The organism is Pseudomonas sp. FSL R10-1350 (assembly GCF_009600525.1).
GTDB classification, from domain to species: domain Bacteria; phylum Pseudomonadota; class Gammaproteobacteria; order Pseudomonadales; family Pseudomonadaceae; genus Aquipseudomonas; species Aquipseudomonas helleri.
On the sequence record NZ_WIVR01000061.1, the window covers coordinates 16,819 to 30,461 of the forward strand.

At 61.4% G+C, this 13,643-nt stretch carries 10 protein-coding genes; 4 read left to right on the forward strand and 6 right to left on the reverse strand.

Going from position 1 to position 13,643, the window contains the following annotated elements:
- Window positions 1-62 precede the first annotated feature (62 nt).
- Window positions 63-1,352: an MFS transporter gene (locus GHO25_RS20925; RefSeq protein WP_153392175.1), complete on the forward strand. Its 1,290-nt coding sequence runs from the start codon at window positions 63-65 to the stop codon at window positions 1,350-1,352.
- 28 nt (window positions 1,353-1,380) lie between these two features.
- The gene (locus tag GHO25_RS20930) at window positions 1,381-2,214 is read left to right on the forward strand and encodes an amidohydrolase (RefSeq protein ID WP_153392177.1); all 834 of its coding nucleotides are present in this window, start codon (window positions 1,381-1,383) and stop codon (window positions 2,212-2,214) included.
- Between the two features lie 260 nt (window positions 2,215-2,474).
- Here the strand turns inward: GHO25_RS20930 and GHO25_RS20935 are convergent, their stop codons facing one another.
- Both GHO25_RS20935 and gudD read right to left on the reverse strand, forming a co-directional pair.
- Window positions 2,475-4,058 carry an aldehyde dehydrogenase (NADP(+)) gene (locus GHO25_RS20935; RefSeq protein WP_153392179.1) on the reverse strand — a complete coding sequence of 528 codons (1,584 nt, stop codon included), beginning with the start codon at window positions 4,056-4,058 and terminating at the stop codon, window positions 2,475-2,477.
- 40 nt (window positions 4,059-4,098) lie between these two features.
- Window positions 4,099-5,448 carry a glucarate dehydratase gene (gudD, locus tag GHO25_RS20940; RefSeq protein WP_048369137.1) on the reverse strand — a complete coding sequence of 450 codons (1,350 nt, stop codon included), beginning with the start codon at window positions 5,446-5,448 and terminating at the stop codon, window positions 4,099-4,101.
- 295 nt (window positions 5,449-5,743) lie between these two features.
- Between gudD and GHO25_RS20945 the strand changes: the two genes are divergently transcribed.
- Together GHO25_RS20945 and GHO25_RS20950 are read left to right on the forward strand one after the other, a co-directional pair.
- Window positions 5,744-6,097 (forward strand): hypothetical protein, encoded by a 354-nt coding sequence (locus tag GHO25_RS20945; protein ID WP_048369136.1) that lies wholly within the window; start codon window positions 5,744-5,746, stop codon window positions 6,095-6,097.
- Window positions 6,098-6,110: 13 nt separating this feature from the next.
- Complete coding sequence (locus tag GHO25_RS20950) at window positions 6,111-8,471, forward strand: DNA polymerase II (RefSeq protein ID WP_372240958.1); 2,361 nt, start codon at window positions 6,111-6,113, stop codon at window positions 8,469-8,471.
- On the opposite strand, the gene GHO25_RS20955 is transcribed toward GHO25_RS20950, so the two are convergent.
- The 4 genes from GHO25_RS20955 to GHO25_RS20970 form a co-directional block, all read right to left on the reverse strand.
- The gene (locus tag GHO25_RS20955) at window positions 8,468-8,746 is read right to left on the reverse strand and encodes a hypothetical protein (protein ID WP_048369134.1); all 279 of its coding nucleotides are present in this window, start codon (window positions 8,744-8,746) and stop codon (window positions 8,468-8,470) included. The two genes, GHO25_RS20950 and GHO25_RS20955, sit on opposite strands and share 4 nt — an antisense overlap.
- A 258-nt stretch (window positions 8,747-9,004) precedes the next feature.
- Window positions 9,005-9,955, reverse strand: coding sequence for a bifunctional methylenetetrahydrofolate dehydrogenase/methenyltetrahydrofolate cyclohydrolase FolD (gene folD, locus GHO25_RS20960; RefSeq protein WP_153392183.1), 951 nt, complete (start codon window positions 9,953-9,955; stop codon window positions 9,005-9,007).
- A gap of 33 nt (window positions 9,956-9,988) precedes the next feature.
- Window positions 9,989-11,671: an APC family permease gene (locus tag GHO25_RS20965; protein ID WP_153392185.1), complete on the reverse strand. Its 1,683-nt coding sequence runs from the start codon at window positions 11,669-11,671 to the stop codon at window positions 9,989-9,991.
- Window positions 11,672-11,735: 64 nt separating this feature from the next.
- On the reverse strand, window positions 11,736-13,643 hold a 1,908-nt coding region (locus GHO25_RS20970; RefSeq protein WP_153392187.1), incomplete at its 5' end, for a DUF1989 domain-containing protein.

The window sequence follows — 13,643 nt, forward strand, 5'->3', positions numbered from 1 at the left end:
GGCCTGACGGCGGCACGGTCCGCATCCGGCCGCCTTGCGTTTGACTTATAAGGATAAAAAACATGTTCAGTTGGTATCGTCAGATCACTTCACGGGAACGCAAAACGTTCTGGGCCTGCTTCGGCGGCTGGTCGCTCGACGCTTTGGAAGTACAAATGTTTGGTCTGGCGATTCCGGCACTGATTGCCGCTTTCGCCTTGACCAAGAGCGACGCCGGCTTGATCAGCGGCGTGACCCTGGTGACTTCTGCCATCGGCGGCTGGGTCGGCGGCACGTTGTCCGACCGCTACGGGCGAGTGCGCACGCTGCAGTGGATGATCCTGTGGTTTTCGTTCTTCACTTTCCTCTCGGCTTTTGTCACCGACTTCAACCAACTGTTAATCGTCAAGGCGCTGCAAGGCTTTGGTATCGGCGGCGAGTGGGCCGCGGGCGCAGTGCTGATGGCCGAAACCATTAACCCGAACTATCGCGGCAAGGTCATGGGCACCGTACAAAGCGCCTGGGCCGTCGGCTGGGGGCTGGCCGTCGGGGTGTTTACGCTGATCTATTCGCTGGTGCCGCAAGACATGGCCTGGCGGGTGATGTTCCTGGTCGGGCTGCTGCCGTCGCTGCTGATCATCTGGGTGCGGCGCAACGTGCAAGAACCCGACAGCTTTCAGCGTCTGCAAAAAGAAAACGCCATCCCGCCAAGCTTCTTCAAATCGCTGTCGGGTATTTTTCGCCCTGAACTGCTGCGCGTGACCTTGTTTGGCGGGCTGTTGGGCCTCGGTGCCCACGGCGGTTACCACGCGGTCATGACCTGGCTGCCGACCTTCCTGAAAACCGAACGCAACCTGTCGGTGTTGAACTCGGGCGGTTATCTGGCGGTGATCATTGCGGCTTTCTGGTGCGGCTGCGTGGTCAGTGGTTTTTTGATCGACCGCATCGGGCGACGTAAAAATATCATCCTGTTCGCCCTGTGCTGCGTGATCACCGTGCAGTGCTACGTCTTCCTGCCCTTGAGCAATACGCAAATGCTGTTCCTCGGCTTTCCGCTGGGCTTTTTCGCGGCAGGGATTCCGGCCAGCCTCGGGGCGCTGTTTAACGAACTGTACCCGGCGGATGTGCGCGGCGCCGGTGTCGGCTTTTGCTACAACTTCGGGCGCGTGTTGTCGGCGGTGTTCCCGTTCTTGGTCGGGCACATGAGTGAGTCCATGTCCCTGGGCTCGGCGATTGGTATCGACGCCGGGATTGCCTATGGCGTGGCGGTGATTGCCGCCCTGTGCCTGCCGGAAACCCGTGGCCGCAACCTTGAAGCGCCCATCCAGGCGCAACCGGCCAGTGGTAGCAGCAACGACACCGCACGTGCCTGATACCCATTACTTTTGATAGATGAACGACATGCCTGATACCCGCTTTACGCCGATTAGCGGCATTGATTCCCACGCTCATGTGTTCAGTCGCGAACTGAGCCTGGCGGCCGCACGGCGCTATACCCCGGGCTACGACGCCACTCTGGCGCAGTACCAGAGCCAATTGCAGGCCAATGGCTTCAGTCATGGCGTGCTGGTGCAGCCGAGTTTTCTCGGCACTGACAACCGCTACCTGCTGGCGGCGCTCAAGCAAGCGCCGCAACAGTTGCGTGGGGTTGTGGTGCTGGACCCAGGCACCGAACGGGCGCAGATGCGTGAACTGGCTGGCCAGGGCGTAGTGGGTGCACGCTTGAACTTGATGGGCTGTGCATTGCCTGATTTTAACCAGCCGGTCTGGAAGGCGTTCCTAGGAAATATCGCGGCGTTAGGCTGGCACATCGAACTGCACCGTCAGGTTGAAGACCTGCCGGGTTTGCTCCGGCAACTCAAGCCGTTCGGGATCAAGGTGGTCATCGATCACTTCGGTCGCCCGGATGCGCGATTAGGACTAGAACAGCCGGGCTTTCGCCAGATGCTTGAGCTGGGGCAGGGCGAGCAGGTGTGGATGAAAGTCTCGGGCATTTATCGACTGGCCGGGACTGAGCAACAGAACCTCGATTTCGCCAGGTCGGCGTTGCGCCTGTTGCAGCAAAGCCTGGGTCCAGAGCGGTTGGTGTGGGGCAGCGACTGGCCGCATACGCAACACGAAGAGCGTGTCAGCTACACCTCGGTGGTCCAACAACTGGACGCACTGGAGTGCCCGGCTGAGGTCAGGCATGCACTGCTGGTCGAGGCGCCACGGGCATTGTTCGGGTTCGAGTAGCGTTTATTGATTTGGGTCAGTACCGCCCGGAGAAAAATCGCGCAAAATTTCTTGTTACCTGTCGTAACACTGGGGTATTATCGCCCTGCGTTCACCTACCACGGTTTATGCATTTTTAAGCCCCAAGTTTCCATCAGCTACTTGGGCTTTTTTTTGCCTGAAATTTGGCCTGTACATCAAAACTGTAGGAGCGAGCTTGCCTCGCGATCTTTAAAAGATCAAAAGATCGCGAGGCAAGCTCGCTCCTACAGAGTGATCTTTTAATCGATCACTCGCGCACTCCACTCGCCATTGACCAAGCGCTGCAAGCCCAGCGGGTTGCTGTTTTGCAACGCTGCGGGAAGCAGGGCGTCGGGGTAGTTCTGGTAGCACACCGGGCGCAGGAAGCGATCAATCGCCAGCGAACCCACCGACGTACCGCGAGCATCCGAAGTGGCCGGGTAAGGGCCGCCGTGGACCATGGCATCGCACACTTCGACGCCGGTCGGGTAGCCGTTGACCAGAATACGCCCGACCTTTTGTTCAAGGATCGGTACCAGCCACTGATAGTGTTGCAGGTCGCCAGGTTCGCCAATCAGGGTGGCAGTCAGTTGCCCGCGCAAGGCCAGCAAGGCAGCTTTTAGCTGCGCGTCATCAGCCACTTCGATGATCAAGGTCGCCGGGCCAAACACTTCTTCTTGCAGCAGCGGGTCCTTGTTCAGCAGCAGGCTGACATCGGCCTTGAACAGTTGCGGCTGCGCTTGCGTGCCGCTCTGTTCATGTCCCGCCAGATGGCTGATGCCCGCATGGTTGAGCAACTGCTCGATGCCCTTGGCGTAATTGCGCAGGCCACCGGCATTGAGCAAGGTGTGCGGCGCCTGTTCGCTCATGTGTTGGGTCAGTTGTTGCACAAATCCGCTGAACTCAGGTGAGCGCACGCCGATGACCAGGCCCGGATTGGTGCAGAACTGGCCGCCGCCCAAGGTCACCGAAGCGGCCAGGTCTTTGGCGATGCTTTGCGCGCGTGCGGCCAGGGCTTGAGGCAGGAGGATGACCGGGTTGATGCTCGACATCTCGGCAAACACCGGGATCGGCTGCTCGCGCTCGGCGGCCATTTTGCTCAGGGCATTGCCGCCATGCAGCGATCCGGTAAAGCCCACGGCCTGGATAGCCGGGTGCTTGACCAGAGGCTCGCCGACGCCTGCGCCAAAAATCATGTTGAACACGCCTTTGGGCATGCCGGTTTTTTCGGCGGCGCGGATAATCGCGCAGCCGACCTGATCAGCCGTCGCCATGTGCCCGCTGTGGGCCTTGAACACTACCGGGCAGCCTGCGGCAAAGGCCGCGGCGGTATCGCCACCCGCCGTTGAGAACGCCAGCGGAAAGTTGCTCGCGCCGAACACCGCAATCGGCCCTACACCAATCCGGTATTGGCGCAGGTCTACGCGGGGCAGCGGCTTGCGATCCGGCAGCGGCAAATCAATGCGTGCGCCTAAAAAGTCACCACGCCGCAAAACCTTGGCAAACAGGCGCATCTGCCCGCTGGTGCGGCCACGCTCCCCTTGAATGCGCCCGGCCGGCAGCGCAGTTTCGCGGCAGACCAGGGCGACAAAATCGTCACCCAGCTGGTCGATTTCATCGGCGACGGCGTCGAGGAATTCGGCGCGGCGCTCGGGGCTCAGTTGGCGGAAGCTCGCAAAAGCTTCATCGGCGGCCTGGGCGGCCAGGTCGACCTCTTCGGCGGTAGCTTGATAAAAGTGATAAGGCAGAGCTTCGCCCGTGGTCGCATCAAGGCTTTGAAGGAGGGTGGTGCCTGCGGCGCTGCGGCGACCGGCGATAAAGTTGTGGCCTGTAACTGTCGACATGTGTTCAATCCTTACTCATTAGGCGTGCGTGCAGCGCGGCTCAGCGCACCAGACACGGTTTTTTGTTATCGAATTTCCAGCCGGGAATCATGTATTGCATGGCGATGCTGTCGTCCCGTGCGCCGAGGCCCATGCCTTTGTACAGCTCGTGGGCCTTGGCGACGGCGTCCATGTCGATGTCCACACCCAGGCCGGGTCTGGCCGGTACCTGGATCTCCCCGTCAATGATCTGCAGCGGGTCGCGGGTCAGGTGCTGGCCGTCCTGCCAGATCCAGTGGGTATCAATGGCGGTAATCTCGCCGGGCGCGGCGGCAGCGACCTGGGTGAACATGGCCAGCGAAATATCAAAGTGGTTGTTGGAGTGCGAGCCCCAGGTCAGGCCCCATTCGTGGCACATTTGCGCGACCCGCACCGAGCCTTGCATGGTCCAGAAATGCGGGTCGGCCAGCGGGATGTCGACCGATTGCAACTGGATCGCATGGCCCATTTCGCGCCAATCGGTGGCGATCATGTTGGTGGCGGTCGGCAGGCCGGTGGCGCGGCGGAACTCGGCCATCACTTCGCGCCCGGAATAGCCGTTTTCGGCGCCGCACGGGTCTTCGGCATAGGCCAGCACTTTATGCTGGTCGCGGCACAGGGCGATGGCTTCCTTGAGCGACCACGCGCCGTTGGGGTCAAGGGTGATACGCGCGTTGGGGAAGCGTTCGGCCAGGGCGGTTACGGCTTCGATTTCTTCAGCGCCGCGAAGCACGCCACCCTTGAGCTTGAAGTCGTTAAAGCCATATTTGGCCTGCGCGGCTTCAGCCAGTCGCACCACGGCTTCGGGGGTCATGGCGTGTTCATTGCGCAGGCGGAACCAGTCATCGGCGCTGTCTTCAGTGCGGTATCCCAGATCGGTTTGCTGGCGGTCGCCGATATAAAACAGGTAGCCGAGCATCTTCACCGCATCCCGCTGCTGGCCTTCGCCGAGCAAGGCCGCCACCGGCACCTCAAGGAACTGGCCAAGCAGATCGAGCAGGGCAGACTCCATGGCTGTCACGGCGTGAATGGTGATGCGCAGGTCAAATGTTTGCAGGCCACGGCCACCGGCATCACGGGCAGCAAAGGTGCTGCGCATGCTGTTGAGCACGCGCTGGTAGTTGCCGATGGCCTGGCCGACCACCAGGCTGCGGGCGTCCTCCAGGGTTTCCCGGATGCGTTCACCGCCCGGCACCTCACCCACGCCGACATTGCCACTGCTGTCCTTGAGGATCACGATGTTGCGGGTAAAGAAAGGCCCGTGGGCACCGCTGAGGTTGAGCAACATGCTGTCGTGGCCAGCCACCGGAATGACCTGGAGGCTGGTGACCACGGGCGTTTTGCTGGCGTGATGAGGGTGTTCGGCAGTCATGGCATGGTCCTTATTAGAATTAGAGTCAGGGCTGGGCGAATCAAGTTGACAGACATCATATGACTTGAATTTTTACCTCGCAATGCCTCAATCAAACCAATCAGTTATAAAAAGACCCGGAAACGGTGATTTCTATAAGCGGATCGCCATTTTTACGTCCGCGTAAGCCCGTTGAGAAACGCACGGTTTTAAAAAGTGCTATCAAGTCATCGTATGTGTTGTTGTGTGGCTGTCAGCCAATGAATCCGTTGTACCCGCGTGCTATCGTGGGCGACTTTTTTTGAGGGGATATTCAATGCGAATGCTGATTGGCGCTGTAGGCCTGGCCTTGCTGGCGGGGTGTGTCTCACCGGCGATGAATGAAGCCCGCAACCAGGCCCCCACGCGGGCCCTGATCTCTGACAAAGAGACGCCGAAGGTGGCCGAGTGCATCAAGTTCACCTGGGAAGACGAGGGTGTGTTCGGGGTGGATGCCAGTGCCTATATCGACAAAGACAAATCCGGTCGTTTGACGGTCTATACCCGTGGCGCCGAGTCGTTTGTCGACCTGCAGCCGCAGGGCACCGGCACCGCCTTGAGCTATTACGCCAAGCAGCCAAACGACAGCGCTGCGTTGCGCCGTTTGGCCATGGTTGCCACGTGTTTGTAAGGCGCGCCTCGTTGTGCTGAGACATGGCTTTGTACTGACCCGGCACTGGCGCGATACGCCGTCAGGGGTTGAAGTGGAGTTCTGGCTGGCCACCGATGACGGGCCGCAGCACGTGCGCCTGCCGGTGCAGACGTCTGTCGCGTTTATGCCGCAGGCGCAACGTGCCCAGGTCGAAGCGCTGGTGCAGGATGAGCGCAATATCGAGTTGCGTGAGCTGGCCCTGCGCGACTTCCATTCGCGGCCGGTGCTGGGCCTTTACAGCCAGCAGCATGGGCAATTGATCGACATCGCCCAGCGCCTGCGCCGCGCCGGGGTTGAGGTGTTCGAGGCTGATATACGGCCACCCGAACGCTTTCTGATGGAGCGTTTTATCACCGCCCCGGTGAGCTTTAGCGGCCAGCCCCAAACGGATGGCCCGCTGCTGGATACGCGGATGAAACCGCACCCGGACTATCGGCCGCGTTTAAAACTGGTCTCGCTGGACATTGAAACCAGCGCCCAGGGCGACCTGTATTCGATTGCCCTCGAAGGTTGTGGTCAGCGCCAGGTGTACATGCTGGGCAAGGCGACGGACGCCGACACCCCGGTGGATTTCGACCTCGAGTTTTGCGCCACCCGTGGCGACCTGTTGCTGCGCCTGAACCACTGGATGGCGCTGCACGACCCTGACGCGATCATTGGCTGGAACGTGGTGCAGTTCGATATGCGGATCTTGCACGAACATGCCCGACGCCTGGGTATCCCGTTGCTGTTGGGGCGTGGGGGCAGCGAAATGCAGTGGCGTGAGCACGGCTCGCGCAACAATCATTATTTCGCCAGCGCGGCGGGGCGCTTGATCATCGACGGTATCGAATCGCTGCGTTCGGCGACCTGGTCGTTTACCTCGTTCAGCCTGGAAAACGTCGCGCAAACCTTGTTGGGTGAAGGCAAGGACATCAGCACCCCCTACCAGCGCATGGACGAAATCAACCGCATGTTTGCCGAGGACAAGCCCGCTCTGGCGCGCTACAACCTCAAGGACTGCGAACTGGTGACGCGCATCTTCCACAAGACCGAACTGCTGACCTTTTTGCTGGAGCGTGCCTCGGTCACCGGGCTGGAAGCTGACCGCAGCGGCGGTTCGGTGGCGGCGTTCTACCATTTGTACATGCCGCTGATGCACCGTCAGGGCTATGTTGCCCCCAACCTTGGCGATAACCCGCCGCAGGCCAGCCCCGGCGGCTTTGTCATGGAGTCGCAGCCGGGGTTGTATGAGTCGGTGCTGGTGCTGGACTACAAGAGCCTGTATCCATCGATCATCCGCACGTTTTTGATCGACCCGCTGGGGCTGATCGAAGGGCTGCGAGACCCTGACGATGAACACTCGGTTCCGGGCTTTCGGGGCGCGCGTTTCTCCCGTACCCGGCATTGTTTGCCCGCGATCATCGAGCAGATAGCCAATGGCCGGGAAGTGGCCAAGCGCGAGAAAAACGCACCGCTGTCACAAGCGCTGAAAATCATCATGAACTCGTTTTATGGGGTGCTGGGCTCCAGTGGCTGCCGCTTTTTCGACACCCGGCTGGCCTCGTCAATCACCCTGCGTGGCCATGAAATCATGCTCAAGACCCGTGCCCTGATCGAAGCGCAGGGTTACAGCGTGATCTACGGTGACACCGATTCGACCTTTGTCTGGTTGCGCAGCGAACACAGCGAAGCCGATGCCGCCCGCATCGGCCGTGAACTGGTGCAGCACGTCAACCAATGGTGGCAAGCCCATGTCCGTGATGAGTACGGGCTGGTCAGCGCTCTGGAACTGCAATTCGAAACGCACTACCGCCGGTTTTTGATGCCGACCATTCGCGGGGCCGAAGAGGGCAGTAAAAAGCGCTATGCCGGGCTGGTGATGCGCCCTGACGGGCAGGCAGAAATGGTCTACAAGGGCCTTGAAGCCGTGCGCAGCGACTGGTCGCCGCTGGCGCAACAGTTTCAGCAGGCGTTGTACCTGCGCATCTTCAACCGCCAGCCGTATCAGGATTACGTGCGCGATTTTGTGCAGCGCACCCTGGCGGGCCAGCATGACGAATGGCTGATCTACCGCAAACGCCTGCGCCGGCCGTTGAGCGACTACGAGCGCAACGTCCCCCCGCACGTGCGCGCGGCGCGGCTGGCAGACGAATACAACGACCAGCAAGGCCGACCCCGGCAATACCAGAATGGCGGCTATATCAGCTACGTCATCACCGTAGCGGGGCCGCAGCCGCTGGAAAACCGTACTGCCGAGGTCGACTACGACCACTACCTGACCCGGCAGTTGCAGCCCGTGGCCGATGCGATTCTGGTGTTTGTCGACGATGACTTCAGCGCGCTGGTGGGCGGGCAAATGGGGTTGTTTTAAGCGTCGCTGGCGGGCGTCGCGGCCTTGGAGCGGGCACGGTCTTTTGCGGCCTTGGCTTCAGCGGCCAGACTTTCCAGACAAAACTGCTCGGCGTAACTCATCAGGATCTCGGTCGTATCGCCTTTGATCGTGCGCGAACCGGCGAGAATGTAGCGCATGCGTTTTTCAGTGACACCGATGCGCTGGGCAATCCAGGCCGGGGTCTGGCCGATGCGGTCCACCAGCTTGTTGGCGTATTCAGTGGAGTGGTTATAGCGTTCAGCGTTGGGAAACATAGAGGGTCCTGGGGCGGAAAATAAAAGCCGGACGGCAGGGTACTCCTTTTCGCCACCAACCCCTTTATTTAAACGACTGGGGTGATAAGAGGCGGCTCCCACGGGGTTGTAGTCGCTGACGAGCACCGCGAGGCTGCGATCGATTGCGCAGCGATCGCGAAACCTGTGCCCCCGAATCTGTCTGGATGAGCGCGTTGGCTGATTTACGACGACTGTGTCGCCGATCGCAGCCTTCGGCAGCGACTACAAATGGGTGTTTTAGCCGACAGCCGGGTAGCTGATCGGGCGCTCTGAGCGTTGCAGTTCACTGGCGATCAGGGTGTTTTTCAGTAGATAGGCAATGGTCATAGGCCCCACACCGCCCGGAACCGGGGTGATGGCGCTGGCCACGCGACTCGCGCTCTCAAAATCCACGTCGCCCACCAGTCGGGGCCCGTTGCTGGTGTCGATGCGGTTGATGCCGACATCAATCACCACAGCGCCCGGCTTGAGCCAGCGGGCATCGATCATCTGCGGCCTGCCCACGGCCGCGACCACGATATCCGCCAGACGGCACAGCGCCGCAGCATCGACGCTGCGCGAATGCACCACGCTGACGCTGCAATTGGCCTGCAACAGTAAGGTCGCCATAGGCTTGCCGACAATATTGGAGCGACCCACCACCACGGCATGCAGGCCGCTCAGGTCACCGAGGGTTTCGTGCAGCAGGCGCATGCAACCGCTGGGCGTGCAGGGTGTGAGCACCTCGTCGCCTTGCACCAGCCCGCCAACGTTTTCACGATGAAATCCGTCTACGTCCTTGATCGGCGCAATGGCCTGGATCACCGCTTGTTCATTGATGTGCGCAGGTAACGGCAGTTGCACCAGAATGCCGTTCACGCCCGGGTCGGCGTTGAGGCGCTGGATCAGTTGTAGCACCTGCTGCTGGCTGACGTTGTCGGGCAGGCGGTGCTCCAGCGAGCGGATGCCGACGTCTTTGGCGCGCAGCAGCTTGTTGCGCACGTAGACTTCGCTGGCCGGGTCCTGGCCGATCAGCAGGACCGCCAGCGCCGGGTAAATCTGTTGTGCGGCGAGGGCGCGGACGTCTTCGCGAACCTCGTCGAGGACCTGCGCCGACAGGGCTTTGCCGTCGATGATGCGGGCGTGTGTCTGGGCTGAAGGGTTCAATCGAATCACCGTTGTCTTGAGGTTTAAAAAGGGCTGGGGCATCAGGGACGTGCCCTGATGCTCCAGCCGTAAACGTCAGATCACCGCCAGTTGATGGCAGCCATAGACCACGAGCACACCCGCGATCAACGTGGCGTAGGGCAACCAGCCCGCGCGTTTTTGCCCCGAGTCGGCCTCTATATAGAGGTCGTTGAGCATGGCTTCGGGGAAGCGCCCTTTGTCCTGCAGGTAATGGCGGAAGCAAAACACCGGCAGGATCAGCAGCGCCAGCAGCAGCCCGGTCAGCAATGTGCCCGCGCCCCAAATGTCGGCGCCCAGGCCCATGCAGGCCAGGTTGACGAAACTCAGCACGCCACCCGCTGCCAGCAGCAGGGTGGGCGCCTTGTACGGGCGGGCCCAGTCCGGGCGGTCCATGCGGTGGATCCAGCCGGCATTGAGGTTGAGGAAGTTAAAGATGATGTAGCTGACGTTGGACGCCGCCAGCACGAACACGTAGTCCGACATCAATAACAGCAGCAGGTTGAAACCCAGGTCGGTCCACATGGCCGCTGTCGGCGCCCCATGCTCATTGGTGCGGCCCAGGTATTTGGGCAGCCAGCCGTCTACCGACGCCTGGTACAGGGTGCGCGACGAGCCTGACATGGAGGTCATGATCGCCAGCAAAGTGGCGAGCACCAGCATGATCAGCACGATGTTGGCTACCAGCTTGCCGCCACCGATGCTGTCGGCCATCACTTGGCCGACGCCCATGCCGCTGTAGATGGCAGGGGACAACAGACCGCTGTAGACCGCCGGGGTAACCACCGCACCGCTGGCATCAAGCACCGCCGGTGTCACCAGTTGGCCCAGCCCGAGGCTGCCCTGAAACGCCAGCGGGACCAGGGTGAAGACGAAGATACACAGCACGCCCGCGTAAAAAATCGCCTTGAAGGTGTCGCGTTTCGGGTCCTTGAATTCGCGGGTGTAGCACACTGCCGTTTCAAAACCGTAAGTCGACCAGGCGGCCATGAACAGCCCGCCCGCCATCAGGGTCCAGCCGGACATGTTCCAGCTGCCGTCGACCACTTGCCCGGCCGCATCGTGGGCCAGCGGGTAGAGCGGGAAGAAATTGGCCTGCAGGGTGTCGCCGGTAAATAGCGGAACCACGCCGACCAGCAGCAGCGGAATCAGCGAAGTCATGCCCAGCACCAGGGTCAGGCGTGCCGAGCGCAGAATGCCGCCGTGCTGCACGGCAAACACCGTCAGCAGAATCATCAGGCCGATGGCGAAGGTGGCGTTGATGCGCAACGACAGCCCGCTTTTGACCCAGCCCAGATCGAGCAGGGTGAGTTGCCAGGTGTTGATCAGCGAGTCGGCCGGAAACAGCGCCGTCAGGATGTAGCCTGCGGCCAGCCCCGAGCCGATGGACAGCACCGGCGACCAGGCCAGCCAGTTGCACCACACCGACACCGGGGCAATCAGCTTGCTGTAGCGCACCCAGGCCACGGCGCCATACACCGAAGCACCGCCGGATTTATGCGGGAACAATCCGGCAATTTCGGCGTAAGTGAAGGCCTGGATAAACCCGAACAGGATCGACACGATCCACACAATCCAGGCCGGTTTGCCCACCGTTGCGGCAATGGCGCCGATGGTGAACAGCACCAGCGCCGGCACGCCGCTGGCGACCCAAAACGCCCCTCGCCAATCGATTTTTCGCTGCAGGCTGCCCACTGAACGGGCGGACTGCGGTACGGCCTCGAACGTAGTCGCTTCCATTTTCTTGATCCCATGTCTGTATTGCGTGGTAGTGGGGCAGGCAAAGTGGGGTGACGTTCGTCGATCAGCTACGCACCCGGCTCTTGTCCGGGTCATAGAAGATCGCTGCGCTGACCGTGGCGCTGATGCGCTTCTGCAGGCCATCGACTTTTCCAACTTCCAGCTCAGTACCGGCTTCGCTGCACGCCACATCCACCCGGCACAAAGCAATGTTGCTGCCCAGCAGCGGTGAGCGGCAGGCGCTGGTGACCACCCCGACCTGGGCTCGGCCACGGTAGACCGGGTCGCCGTGGTGTGCGCCTTCGTTGCCGTTCAGGTGCAGGCCCACCAGCTTGTGCGTGGGGTGGGCGCTGCGGCGCAGCAGGGCGTCGCGGCCGATAAAGTCATCGGTTTTGCTTTTAAGCGGCACTGAAAAACCGATCCCGGCTTCAAACGGATCGGTCTGATCGCTGAATTCATACCCGGCAAAAATCAGACCGGCTTCGATGCGCAGCATGTCCAGTGCTTCCAGGCCCAACGGGACGATGCCCAAGGGTTGGCCCAGCGCCCAGATCCGGTCCCAGACGCGCTCGGCATCTTCGGGCTGGCACCAGACCTCAAAGCCCAGTTCGCCGGTGTAGCCGGTGCGTGAAATCATCAGCGGGCAGCCGTCGTAACCGTCCAGGCGGCCCACCAGAAAGCGGAACCAGCCCAGGGTTTCAATGCTTGGCTGGCCGGGCGGGGTCCAGACCATCTGTTGCAGCAGCTCGCGGCTGCGCGGACCTTGTACGGCGAGGTTGTGAATCTGCTCGCTGGCGGACTTGATCCAGACTTTCATGCCCAGTTTTAGTGCTTGTTCACGCAACCAGACGCCGGCGTAGTCCTCGCCGCAGATCCAGCGAAAATTGTCCTGGCCCAGCCGCAGCAGAGTGCCGTCGTCGAGCATGCCGCCGTGTTCGTGGCACATGGCTGAATACACCACCTGGCCGATTGCCAGACGCCGCACGTCGCGGGTCAGGCAGTACTGCAACAAGGCTTCGGCGTCCGGCCCGAGGATTTCGAATTTGCGCAGGGCGGTGAGGTCCATCACCGCCACCCGCTCGCGGCAGCCGAGGTATTCCTCGATGGCGCCGTAGCCGTCGTAGCGCAGTGGCAGCCACCAGTTGCGGTAGTCGACAAAACTGCTGGTGAGGGCGCGGGTACGCCCGTGGAATGCGCTTTCGCGGGTCAGGATCGGGTCGGCATCCGCCGTTGCTCGAGTGCTCATGGCGATGGAAAAACGCTCCTTTTCGCTGTAGATGCGGACATGAATGTCCGTCGGGTTCCAGCCGTTTGCCGGGTCGATGTCGTCCGGGCAGGACGTGCTGCCACACACCAGGTCGGTCATGGCCCGCAGCAGCACGTAATCGCCGGGACGTGACCAGGGCTCGTCGAGGGTCAGGTGCTGGTGGGCATCGATCCCGGTGTTAAAGAAGAAATTGATCGCCGGCCAACCGGCGCGGGGTTGTACGCCATGCGCGGCGAGTACCCGGCTCAGGTTGTCGCTGCAGTTGTCGTGCCCAAAATAGCCATGGGTTTCGTAGTAGCGTGCCGCGCAGGCCAGGGCGAAGGAGTCGTGGCGGCCAACGGTGTCTTGCACCACTTCGAGCATCGGTTGCATCTGGCGGTCGAAAAATTTCGAAAACAGGCCGGGCAGCGGGTATGCGCTGCCGTTCAAGGTGCGGGTCACGGTCTGGTCGAGGTCCAGCTCCAGGCCGCGATCCAGCGCCCGGCGGTCCAGCGCGACAAAGTCAGAGCATTGCCGGCCAGCCACATCCAGTACCTGCACATACTGGCCCTTGGCGACGGTATAGCTGTGCGCCGTGCCGGGGCGCAGGGTGAATTCGTCGACCAGTTCAGCCAACGGGTCGGGCAGCGCGGGCAGCAGCAGGGCCGAGGGATTGGCCCGGGTCACCAACACCCGCAGCTCGCTGGGGCGGTACTGGCGGTCAAC